Source organism: Haloferax sp. s1 (genome assembly GCF_058382125.1).
Window position 1 is genome coordinate 1 of the sequence record NZ_JBZRPK010000646.1, and the last position, 11,573, is coordinate 11,573.

Genomic DNA, 11,573 nt, shown 5'->3' on the forward strand with positions numbered 1-11,573 from the left:
TAACCCACAAAAGAGAACTACACCTCGACGACACAAATGTGCCCGTTGAGACCATCAAGTATATAATAATGCCACATGGTATCATATTTCGAGAGAATAACACGCAAAGTATTATTAAATATGGTTTCGTCGTCCAACATGAATAGTTTCGGGAGGTGACACAGACACAGTCGTGACCGAGGATACATCCACATTCCACCTCGGATTGGATGACCTCAAGCGACGAGGGAGCGCACTCCTTGTCGTCGGTTCAGTTCCAACTGAACTCTACTCGCGTGCCTCGAAACAGATGCTCGGAGCACCAGATGAACCGCGCCGACGCCTCCTCGTCTTGAACGACTCCACACCGCTTGACGCCCGACTCAGCCCTTCCATTCAACGGTCGATGGAGTGGACACGGGCGATTCGATACACGACGCTTGAACGTGGTACTGCGGCCGTCACCTCACCGGTAGCGGGCCGGGTGCAGACGGCGTACGAACGTCAAGTGAGCGGTGGACTCGGGGAACTCGGTGCCGAGATTTCCGAGGATGTAACCGAGTTCGACCGTCTCGCAGGAACGCTCTCACCCGCCGAGCTTCGGGTTGCCTTCGACTGTCTCCCGTCGCTCCTGTCACGATACGAGCGTGAACACGTATTCCGGTTTCTCCACATCATGACAGCACACGTTCGGGCCCAAAACGGGATGGTTCACGTCTGGTCGCCGGGTGACCGGTCCGACGAGATAAATCGAGTTCTCGAACCGCTGTTCGATGCTGTCGTGGAGCTCAATGTCGAAGGAACGGAAGCACAACATCGGTGGCATCTCAGACAGAAAGACGTGTCGTCCGGCTGGTTACCCCTGAAACCGTGAAATTCTTCCGACCAATACGTTTTTCACTCTAATCGTGTCACATGTACTCAATGCAACCGTCCGGGCAGAGCGAACGGGCCAACACGTCCTCCACCCTCGAAGTCGGCTTTTCGCTCCCTTCAGAAGGCACGGGGTTGGTCGTTCGAGATAACGTCGAACGCCACCAGTTCAAGTTGCAAACACCATCGCCAGTCACACCAAACCCGACAGACGAAAGTCAGTTTTCCCTCCCCACTGACGCAGCGGTCCGCATCAAGACGAACCGAATCGAAGTAGCCGCGAACACTGTCGTGTGCGTTCGCGACGAGAGTGATTCGATGCTCGCGCAGGTCGACCAGCAGGGGTCCGAGCGACTGGGCGACGAAACATACAGTATAGAACTCTTTGGCGCAGTCAAAACGTACCTCAAGGTCGATGGTCCGCTTACCATCGACGCGAAACCACTGGAAACTGTTCTTTCGTTCGAGGGGCCAACGGAAGTCCACGTCGGTGCTCGTTCATCGCACGAGAGTCCGGCGACGACAGTCACGACGACGGAGAATCCATACGAGGTGATGCAAGCCGTCTCGGCATTCAGTTCGGCACTCAAGACGACGAGCGTCGAACGGTCGTATCCGACACTCCGTGGGCATCCACCACTTCTCGAACTCGGTGATGAGTTGGATATCCCTGAGGGCCTTCATACCCCAGAGACTGGTATCCGAATCGAACTCCCGCCGACACTGAGCCACATTTTCGTTGCGACACCGCTTGCGTATTATCTCGGGGCGAAACTCGTTCCCGGAAATTCACCACGGTTGGTCACGGACACCGGATTCGTCCACGAATTTGACGGGCCACATGGTTTCGAGGAAGAGGTTTCACGGGCGCTCAAACGAACGTTTTTCCTCGATTGTGTGGTTCGAACCGAAGGAATCTACGACGTTGAACTCCACGAGCGCCGGACCGTCGAGTCACGAATTGATATTGATGCCTCAGGACTGTACGACGCGCCACTCAGCGAACAATTGGAGACGTACTTCGACGTTCCGTACGAGTGCATCTCGGACCTCATCCCCGAGTGGAAATTGACGACACACGTCGCGCCAGAATCGAACAACATAGAACTGTTGCCCTTCGTCACGAACGACCTCGCAGTTGTGCGGACACCGTCCGGAACTGAGATTCCAGAATCCGAAGTACAGGCCGCCGTCGTTGACGATTTCCTCCGGGACGAAACAGTCAGGAGCACAGGGACAACGACCACGGACGAGACGTACGTTCGACCCAGTTCAACTGACTCGGTTGAACAAGCGTGGGTGGGCGACGGGACACCTGTCGGTGCGAGTAAGGCGACACCCGCTGCGTACCGAAACCGTCTCCAGCGCGAACCGGCGACGGGTGATATCGGCATCACCGTCGTCTGTAACGACCAAGAGATGCTCGACGAGAGCAATATCGTCGACGACGTGTATGGTTCGCGAGATAGTCTCTCGTTTGACGTAGACGCACATTATAACCTCAGTCGTGCGGAGTTGCGAGAGATACTCGCTAAGTCGACAGACTTCCTGCACTACATCGGCCATATCGATGACGGTGGATTCCAATGTCGTGACGGGAGACTCGATGCAAAGTCAGTTACACGGGTTCGAGCCGGTGCATTTCTTCTCAATGCGTGCCAATCGTACGAGCAGGGCCTCGAACTCGTGGAGGCAGGTGCTATCGGAGGCATTGTCACACTCAGTGAGGTCATTAACAGTCAAGCGGTTAGGGTAGGGCGAACACTTGCTCGACTCCTGAATATTGGATTTCCGTTGCAGACCTCGCTCGATATCGTCCGGAAAGATAGTGACATCGCGCACCAATATGCCGTCGTCGGGGATGGAAGTCTCTCGGTAGTACAAGCAGAAAGTGGTGTTGCAGTTCTCTGTGAAGTCGACCATATCAAACAGAACCGATACAATCTGTCATATCATGCGTACCCCACATCTCGGTGTGGCCCTGGCTCGTTGATTATCCCTGCATTCCCCGGAAACAAACAGTACTACCTTGCCTCTCAACAGATAACCGATATTGAATTAAAAGAAGACGAGCTTGTCGGATTCTTATCACTGGAACAATTACCGGTCGTTTACGACGGACAAGTCTACTGGGACGACAGTTTTATTTCTTAATCATGGACCATAGATATATCCTGCCGTGCCGGCTGCGGCACTCCCCGCCTGCGAAAGCAGGAGTAGGAGCGTAAACAGGACACCCATCATACGGGGATTCTGACGAAGGTACGAAACCATCTGGTTGGACTTATTGGCCATGTACAGACATACCATTGACCGGGGATGAAATATAATTATTCGTGTATATCTGATATGAAAATAACTTAATTAACTGAATGGATAATGTAGGAAACCATCACGGGAATGATGTGACTGTCGCTCGTGTCGAGTTACCCGATAAGAGAAGTCTCGGCCCCCAGAGCAATTGTGCCCGTGTTAGGACTCGTCGCTATCGGCAGCGTCGCCGATATCGCGGTAGACGGCAGGTATTCCCTCAGTGTCGTCGAGTTGACTAAGTGTTTCGTCGAGTTCGCGTCTGAGTTCTTGGAGGCGGTCGGTGAGTCTCTGATACTCTTCGTTCTCTTCGAGGGCTGCCTCATCCTTCTCGGATTCGAGGAGCGCTTTCTTCGAAGCGAGGGAAAACAGGTCTTGAATCCCCACATCGTAGGCATTTCGCAAGATAAGGTTAGAGACGGTGTCCGTTAGCGCTTCACGCGAGACCGGCTTGACGAGATAGTCGTCGAAGCCCATGGCGATGATGTCGAAATCTGGTTCGACCGCAGTCACCATCGCGACGCGGCAGTCGAAACCACGGTCTCGGATTTCCGAGAGCGCTTCGTCGCCGGAGAGGTCGGGCATTCGACGGTCGAGGAGGACGACGTCAACCTCGTCGTCGAGTTCGTCGAGTGCCTCTCGGCCTCCATAGGCGACACGAACGCGATAGTCGTTCCTAAGCCAGGTTGCGTACAGATCGGCGAGGTCAGGCTCATCTTCTACGATGAGCACCAGTGGCTGTTCTGCACTCATTGGTAGTTCAGTGGTGTTCCGGGGACACTCACGAAATTCAATGTCGTGTGGTGGTATATCAAAATACCCCTTGTCAAGCGTATCCCGGAACTGCGCTTGTGGCCTGTAATTATCCCCCTTAGTTGTTATACATTCCGGCGAATCGAACAGTCCCCCATCGACAAACAGTTCTTCCTCGATGAACAGTTCAGGCGATTTCCTCAATAGTGATTCGATTTGCCTCAATCTCCTCCAACATTGCGCCCCAACCACCGACAGAGTACGTCTCACCGTTACTCTCGACAGTTAGGCAGACCTGTCCTGCGAGTTCAGAAAACGATAACGTATCGTTGGGAGCCGATACCGCGGTGTAGAATACATCTGTCACTTCACCAGTAAAATCGACTGGCTCTCGGTCATCGGTCCCGTATCCCTTGATGTGCGCGACGATACGTTTCCCATCGTGAAGCAGGGGTTCGGCGTCCTGTACGAAGTGCCGAATATCGGAGTAGACGATCGGTGGGTCACCCGTCTGTGCGGTATAGACTACATCCCACACTTCCCATAGTGCGGTCTGGAAATACCAGTGGAAGACGTACGCCAACGTGTAGTCATCGACGAGGACACCGTACTGATTCACCGAGTTGGTGTGCGGCGCGAAACACGCGCCGGTCCTATCTGCAATTGCGACAAACGGCGTCGGAAGTGTCCGTTGTCGAACTTCGGTTGCCACCCCTCGGTAATCACTCTCGTCGAGTGCGTCGAGTTCTACGGAGTGCTCGGAATGGAGAGACACCTTCACCAACGCGCCGTTTTCGTACGCCTCGGTGAGCGCCGGTTTGAGGTTCTCGAACTGTTCGGGAGTGACCGACAGTTGAACCTCTCCATCGGCGTCCCGAATCATCTCCTCGGTCCGACTAAATACGGTTTCGAACCGCTTGACGATACTCAGCATGTGCTTGTCGACCGCCGGTTGTTGCCAGCGTGTCTCTATCTCCGCCGCCGCCTCGTCGAGTTGAACGGCCCGGCTCCGGAGGTCCTCCATCACCGATTGTGGGTCGCACGCTCGCGCATGCAAGCTGTCTTGTTCGTACGTCTCTATGTAGCCGTTCGCTTCGAGGTCCCGGAGAACGTCGTAGATGCGTGCTGTCGGGACAGCACAGGCGTCAGCCAGTTCTGTTGCGCTCGCTGCTCCGAGCTGGAGAAGGGCCACGTACGCCTCGGCCTGATACTGCGATAATCCAGCATTTCGAAGTGCGGTGCGTAGCTCCGCGGTATCCATCGCTTATAGATGCACGATATACATCCCTATTAATCATATCATGTTTTTCGCTGAGTTCGAGTGGTACACGTGATTGTGCGCGCCATTTGCACCGTCGCGAGGGACCAAAGAGTACCAATAGACAACAATGTCTGTGGACGAGACGCAGGAGTACAATCCGGTTTCAGGTGTTCAACAAGCAGCCGAGTCATTGCTTTCGCGGGAGTTTTCACCCTCTGTTGGCCACACAACAGCCGTCCTTTCGGGGTGTGCCTTCGCCCCATCACTCCTGACGTTCTGGTTCGTCAACGGCCTACTGGACTTCTCGACTGCCCTCGTTATCGGGTCTGCCAGCGCAGGCGGCGGCCTCGTTGTCAGGCTGATTGCGTACGTCCTTCTCGTGCCGACGTTCTTGGCACTCCGCGTCGGATACTACCTCGCACACCCCGTGCATCGCCGCGCAGTGTTCGCCGGCGTGTGTCCCAATGCGACGCTCCTCAGCCTCGACTGGTTCAGCGTCGGCATCCTCGCTACAGGACTCCCACTCGCGTTCCAACGACTCGGCCCGTGGGTCGGTGCGAACACGGTGTACCTACTCGGCCTGTTTGCTCTCCCGCGACTCATGAGCGGTCGGCGTGAGACCGGCCTCAAGGTCGGGAGTCTGGTTGTCGGAACAGTGTTGTTCCTCTATGCGAACTATGGCGCAGTTGTCGCAGGCGTGATGGGACTTCCCGCTCCCGCAGCACTGTTGGGACCAATCGCAACGATGACGCTCTCAGAGGCGACGACAGCCTCTCTGCTGCGGATGACAAACAGCGTCGTCATCGGACCGGTGTTCGTTGCCCTATTAGCACTCTCGATGAATCGGATACTCACCAGACCCGAGCTAACCGAGATACCAGTGTTTCGACGGACGCTTCCCCGCAGAGACCCGGCGCAAGTCGTCCTCACGAGCGCGGCAGTCGGGACGCTGTTTTACCTCGGCGTCGTCGCGGTGTCTGGTGGGTCAGTCGTCGTAATTCCGTAGCCGGTGACGAGAGATAGACCGCGCTACGATTAGAGGTCCTTCCCGCCGTTGACGTCGAGAACTTCGCCGGTGATGAACGACGAGCGGTCGCTTGCGAGGAAAGCGACAACCTCCGCGACCTCTTCGACGGTGCCGAACCGCCCGAGTGGAGTATCATCTTGGATGCGGTCTTTGACTTTCTGAGGGATTCTCTCGACCATTTTGGTTGAGATGAACCCGGGCGCGACACAGTTAGCGGTCGTGCCTTCGCGGGCGAGTTCGAGCGCGAGCGTTCGCGTGAATCCGAAGATGCCGGCCTTGGCTGTCGCGTAGTTCGCCTGCCCGAGATTGCCGCCTTTTCCCACGATACTGGAGATGTTGATGAGCCGGCCCTCTTCAGCATCCACTAAATCGTCGTAGAACACCTGCGTACAGTGAAACGCCCCGTCGAGATGAACGTCGAGAACGACGTCCCACTCCTCGTGGGTCATCTCCTTGAACATGACGTCCTGGTTGATACCCGCATTGTTCACCAAGACATCCACCTGTCCGAAGGCATCGTGGGCCTCCTTTCGCATCTGTTTAACTTGGTCCGTGTCGGTCACGTCGGCCTGTACCGCGATAGCCGACCCGCCTGACGCTTCGATTGCGTCGACAGTCCCTTCGGCCGCCTCCGGAGAAGTCCGGTAGTTGACCACGACTTCGCACCCCTCTTCGCCGAACCGCTTGGCAATCCCACGCCCGATTCCCTTTGACGATCCCGTAACGACACACGTTTTAGCCCGCATAACGTTCTGAATACGGTCTGTGCAGTGAAAGAACTCTAGGGTGGTTGAGACGTTTCGGTAGCTGGCAGGCCTTCTCTGTGAGACGAACTAACGGTCGAACTCGCAATCGACGGGCGGCGGCGCACGTAGTGCTTGGTCACCTGCCGGTCGCGCTATCTCGTGTTGGAAACTATCGTCTTGGAAACCGCCGTGTGCAGTCGAAAAGCGAACGAGTTCTGCGCGTTACTCGCTCGGGCTGTAGTTCGGCGCTTCGTCAGTAATCATCACGTCGTGGGGGTGTCCTTCGGTCTGGCCCGCCGCGGAGACGCGGACGAACCGAGCGCGTTCTTTGACCTCCGGAATCGTCTCTGCGCCGACGTAGCCCATCCCGGACTGCATCCCGCCGACGAGTTGGTGGAGTTCGGACGCGAGCGAGCCTTTGTACGGCGTCGCGGCCTCGACGCCCTCGGGGACGTACTCTTCGTCTTCGTTGTCCTCTTTGAGATAGCGGTCGGCACCGCCGGAGCGCATCGCACCCACGGAACCCATGCCGCGGTACTGCTTGTACTTCTTGCCGTTCATCGTGATGACGCGGCCGGGTGCCTCGTCGGTGCCTGCGAAGTAGGAACCGAGCATGACGGCGTCCGCACCGGCAGCAATAGCCTTGATGGCGTCACCGGAGTAGCGAATGCCACCGTCGGCGATGACGGGGATGTCGTACTGCGAGGCGACGTCGGCGACTTCCGCGACCGCCGTAATCTGCGGCATACCGGACCCGGAGACGACACGGGTCGTACAGATGGAACCGGGACCGATACCGACCTTGACACCGTCGGCGAAGTCGACGAGTTCTTCGGCGGCCTCCCGGGTGCCGACGTTTCCGACGACGACATCGGCATCGACGGACTCCTTGATTTCGCGGGCGGTGTCGATGACGTTGAGATTGTGCGCGTGGGCGCAGTCGATGAAGATGACGTCAGCACCGGCTTCGTCGGCCATCTGGGCGCGCTCGTCGTCGAACGGTCCGACGGCGACACCGCAGACGAGGCGGCCGTCCTCGTCGCGGGCGGCGTTTTCGTGTTCGCGGCGCTGGAGGATGCCCTGCATCGTGACGAGTCCGACGAGTCGGCTGTCGTCGTCGACGATGGGAACACGCTCGATTTTGTGGTCGTACATCAGTTCGAGGGCATCGCGGGCGGTCACGTCGCGTTCGGCCGTGATGACCTCGTCCGTCATCGCTTCGCGGACCTCGTCGGACTCGCCGACTTCGAGGTACGGACGGATGTCGGTGCCGGAGATGATGCCGAGGACGACGTCGTCGTCGTCGACGACGGGTGCGCCGGAGACACCAGCGCGCTCCATCATTTCGTCGACTTTGCTAATCGTCTGTCCGGGCTTCGCAGTGACCACGTCTTCGCGTCGGATGACGAGTTCGTCGGCTCGCTTGACGCGTTCAATCTCGTGGACCATCTGGTCTGCGTCCATGTTTCGGTGGAGGACGCCGAGGCCACCTTCACGGGCCATGCCGATTGCCATCCCGCTCTCGGTGACGGTGTCCATCGCCGCAGAGAGGATGGGGATGTTGAGTTCGACGTTCTTCGAGACGCGCGTAGACACGTCGGCGTCGTCGGGCTCGACGCGGCTCTCCATCGGACGGAGCAGTACATCGTCGAACGTGAGGGATTCGGGTACCCGTAGCTTCTCGGAAAAAGTATCTTCGTCAGGAACGTCGTTCGCCATATCAAGCGTGGTTTCGGCGACAACAAAAGGGTTGCGAGATAGCACGGGCGTGTCGATGTATGGCAAAGCCTCGCAACGAGATATACACGGGCGTGGTTATGTTTGGCTGCACGCACCCGCAACAAGTGCACCAACTCACAGGCACCAACTCACAGACTCACTCGCGGGACAGGTGACGAGGCAACACTTTGTCACGAATCGGTCGCTGAACAACCGCGCACCTCGCCACTGAGGAATATTCACGCCTATTCCATCGTGAATAATCGCCATATTCACGAACGTGTATCGCAATATCGTAGGAAATCGGAGAGAAAACCGACAAATCGTAGCCTTCTTTTTATATTGGTGGTGTCGATGCACATGTTCCATGCGGTCGTATCCCACACACCGTTTAATACTCCTGTCCCAATTCTATCCTGTATGGACTCCACGTGTCCCGCCGCATCGCGCATTGCCGGTCAAATGACCTCCGACTCCGGCATTCTCTTTACACCCATGTGGCAGACATTTAAACGGGAGTTCAATAAAGGACACAATGGACCAGGACTTCGGGTACGACATCTTCGTACGCACTTGTCCGAATTGCGTCCTTATCGCCGCTTGGGCCATGGTGAAGGCCAGTAACATCGAATGAGTGTCTCACGCCACCCTGTCGCCCTTCGCCTCGAGCAGCAGGTCGGTGGTGCCACCCGCCTGCTTGCGACCGTCATGGCGCTGCCTCTCGTCGACGGCATCTTCCCCGCACTCATTATGGCGGGGGCGTTGACGACCGCAGCAGGAGGCCTGTCGGTCACGGGCATTCTCCAGACCGGTCTGCTCATCTTCGGTGGGTCGGCTACCGTCGCGGTCATCCTCGCCGAGATGGACGGCACGCGCCGCGAACAGCTCACGTCCATCCTCATACTCGGTGCGATTCTCATCCCGATTGCGGTCGCCGAGGCCGCCGTCGCCGAGACGATCGAGACGGTGCTGAGGTTCGAGACCTTCCACCGCTTCGCTGGCCTCGTCATCCTGGCGGTCGCCGCGAAGACGGCCTCCTCGAAGGTCGGCGAGTATCTCCCCTCTCCGAGCATCATCATCGGGTTCGGACTCGTGGCGAGCTTCGAACCGTCCGGATTCGAATTCATCGTCAATCCGAACCTGACGCGCCTCGTGAGCGCCGGTGCCGCTGCCGGGACTGGCGTCGGCTTTGCGGGCGCTATCGCGCTGTTCGCCCCACGCCTCCGCGGAAACGTCGATATCAATCTCTTCCGCTTCGGGAGTTCGGTCGCCCTCGGCATGCTGGCGCTGGACGTGCTCGGCCTGATGCCGACTAAGGCACCCGTCGCACTGGGCGTCCTCGGCGTTACCGCGCTGTTCGCCTTCGACCCCGGGTCGGCGGATGAGGGGGAAGCTGACTTCGACGACCTCGCGGCCGCCGACGGTGCCGACGTGAACGACGCTGTCGCCGACGGCGGCGACGATGTCGCACAGGACGACGCGTACGACGGGTATCAGGACGCGGACGAAGACGCCGACCTGAACGCGCTGACCGACGACGGTATCGCACAGGCCGGTGACGACGAGGATGCATCTAAGCCGGGCTACGGCTACCCCGGCGAAGAAGAGTCGCGCGCCCCCTGGTTGTAAGCGAGGGACGGTGTCACGGTAAGCGTCTGACAGCCGCCACGTATGGTTCCCGGACGACTTTTTCTCGCGGCCGTCGAACATCGTGTATGCGCCGAACCTTCGACGTACAAACAGACAGGCGTCTGCAGGCTCTCGACGTGACCGACAAGGTCGCCGACGCGCTTCCATCCGACTACGACGGCGTCTGTACGGTCTTTTCGCAACACACAACTGCGGGCGTCTGTGTCAACGAAGCTGAGTCGCGTCTCCTCGGCGATATCGAATCGATGCTCGCCGGGACCGTGCCTGACGAAGGGTGGGACCACGACAAACTCGACGGGAATGCGGATTCGCACCTCCGCGCGCTGCTGGTCGGCAACGGCATCTCGATTCCGGTCGCCGACGGCACACTCGACCTCGGGCGGTGGCAGTCGGTGCTCCTCGTCGAGTGCGACGGCCCGCGGACGCGAACGGTGACTGTGGCAACTCCATAGGTTCAAAATCTGATTTTACAGTGCGGCGAGGTGTTGGCGGAGGGCTTACTTACCTCGGGACGGTTGCTCGGATATGAGCAACCGCGTCGTGCAAGGACGGATGGTCACACCAGAGACGCTCGCCGAACTCGTCGAGGGTGAACGACCGATGGAAGCCGAGCCGATTCAGGACGCCGATTTCGAGTGTCCCGACTGTGGAGAAAACGTGATTCAGGTCGGCTACATGCCGAGTGTGACGGAATTCGTGACCGCCTACAAGTGCCAGGAGTGCGACTGGGCGGACGACGACCGCGACGAATAGAATCGAAACCCCTTTAAGAAAAATCGCCATACGAGAGAGTGCAGACAGATCGAATCGGGGCTGTGGCCAAGCCCGGCATGGCGACTGACTCCAGAGGCTTGGCGCCCGGGACGACACTCCAGCTGATATACTGAGCGGCCGACTGATCATCGGTCGTGTTGACGACCCTCTGGAGTTCCGAGGCGCACACCGGAGATATCAGTCGATCGGGGGTTCAAATCCCTCCGGCCCCATACCTAAAATAACCTTTTCGTGTGGATTAATTAAGGAGCAACAGCGCTCCACTAACCTTACGTTAGTCCCCCTCTCAGGGGGTGAATCGGCATGAGTCTCGCGCCCTCTCGGAAGGCGGGAGACACCGTCGAATCAACCCTTCTTCAGGTTCACACAGAGCTACGGCACGTTTCAGACCACGAGCACGAGCATCACGACGCGCTCACCACCGAATTACTCACGCCGAGTCGTGACCTCCCGTTCGTCGGCATCTGTCTCCTCGAACCCG

12 protein-coding genes and 1 tRNA gene are annotated in these 11,573 nt (G+C 57.9%); 8 read left to right on the forward strand and 5 right to left on the reverse strand.

The features are described from left to right. Window positions 1-142: 142 nt before the first annotated feature. Together QT222_RS14620 and QT222_RS14625 are read left to right on the forward strand one after the other, a co-directional pair. Window positions 143-853, forward strand: a complete 711-nt coding sequence (locus tag QT222_RS14620; protein WP_491477588.1) for a DUF7504 family protein — start codon at window positions 143-145, stop codon at window positions 851-853. A gap of 134 nt (window positions 854-987) precedes the next feature. Beyond that, on the forward strand, window positions 988-3,006 hold the full coding sequence (locus QT222_RS14625) for a hypothetical protein (RefSeq protein ID WP_491477589.1): 2,019 nt from the start codon (window positions 988-990) through the stop codon (window positions 3,004-3,006). Here the strand turns inward: QT222_RS14625 and QT222_RS14630 are convergent, their stop codons facing one another. The 3 genes from QT222_RS14630 to QT222_RS14640 form a co-directional block, all read right to left on the reverse strand. Then, window positions 3,007-3,147 carry a DUF7503 family protein gene (locus tag QT222_RS14630; RefSeq protein WP_491477586.1) on the reverse strand — a complete coding sequence of 47 codons (141 nt, stop codon included), beginning with the start codon at window positions 3,145-3,147 and terminating at the stop codon, window positions 3,007-3,009. It abuts the gene before it with no gap. Window positions 3,148-3,324: 177 nt separating this feature from the next. Continuing rightward, the gene (locus QT222_RS14635; protein WP_004572395.1) at window positions 3,325-3,915 is read right to left on the reverse strand and encodes a HalX domain-containing protein; all 591 of its coding nucleotides are present in this window, start codon (window positions 3,913-3,915) and stop codon (window positions 3,325-3,327) included. Window positions 3,916-4,102: 187 nt separating this feature from the next. Continuing rightward, window positions 4,103-5,176, reverse strand: coding sequence for a TrmB family transcriptional regulator (locus QT222_RS14640; protein WP_004572394.1), 1,074 nt, complete (start codon window positions 5,174-5,176; stop codon window positions 4,103-4,105). 127 nt (window positions 5,177-5,303) lie between these two features. On the opposite strand from QT222_RS14640, the gene QT222_RS14645 reads away from it, so the two are divergent. Further along, window positions 5,304-6,182: a hypothetical protein gene (locus QT222_RS14645; RefSeq protein ID WP_491477587.1), complete on the forward strand. Its 879-nt coding sequence runs from the start codon at window positions 5,304-5,306 to the stop codon at window positions 6,180-6,182. A gap of 29 nt (window positions 6,183-6,211) precedes the next feature. Here QT222_RS14645 and QT222_RS14650 read toward each other — a convergent pair whose 3' ends face one another. Together QT222_RS14650 and guaB are read right to left on the reverse strand one after the other, a co-directional pair. Then, window positions 6,212-6,949 (reverse strand): beta-ketoacyl-ACP reductase, encoded by a 738-nt coding sequence (locus tag QT222_RS14650; protein WP_004572392.1) that lies wholly within the window; start codon window positions 6,947-6,949, stop codon window positions 6,212-6,214. Window positions 6,950-7,171: 222 nt separating this feature from the next. Next, window positions 7,172-8,668 carry an IMP dehydrogenase gene (guaB, locus tag QT222_RS14655; RefSeq protein WP_004572391.1) on the reverse strand — a complete coding sequence of 499 codons (1,497 nt, stop codon included), beginning with the start codon at window positions 8,666-8,668 and terminating at the stop codon, window positions 7,172-7,174. Window positions 8,669-9,088: 420 nt separating this feature from the next. On the opposite strand from guaB, the gene QT222_RS14660 reads away from it, so the two are divergent. From QT222_RS14660 to QT222_RS14680, 5 genes are all read left to right on the forward strand, one after another. After that, entirely contained in the window at window positions 9,089-9,292 is a 204-nt protein-coding gene (locus QT222_RS14660) for a DUF8099 family protein (RefSeq protein WP_081603711.1), read from the forward strand. Between the two features lie 84 nt (window positions 9,293-9,376). Beyond that, a complete protein-coding gene (locus tag QT222_RS14665) occupies window positions 9,377-10,297 on the forward strand; it encodes a DUF5794 domain-containing protein (protein WP_491477590.1) in 921 nt (306 codons plus the stop codon). Between the two features lie 86 nt (window positions 10,298-10,383). Further along, window positions 10,384-10,770, forward strand: coding sequence for a secondary thiamine-phosphate synthase enzyme YjbQ (locus QT222_RS14670; RefSeq protein WP_004572389.1), 387 nt, complete (start codon window positions 10,384-10,386; stop codon window positions 10,768-10,770). A gap of 73 nt (window positions 10,771-10,843) precedes the next feature. Further along, window positions 10,844-11,071, forward strand: coding sequence for a DUF5795 family protein (locus tag QT222_RS14675; protein WP_269321955.1), 228 nt, complete (start codon window positions 10,844-10,846; stop codon window positions 11,069-11,071). Between the two features lie 56 nt (window positions 11,072-11,127). Next, window positions 11,128-11,304: transfer RNA gene (locus QT222_RS14680), tRNA-Trp, on the forward strand. Window positions 11,305-11,573: the final 269 nt, after the last annotated feature.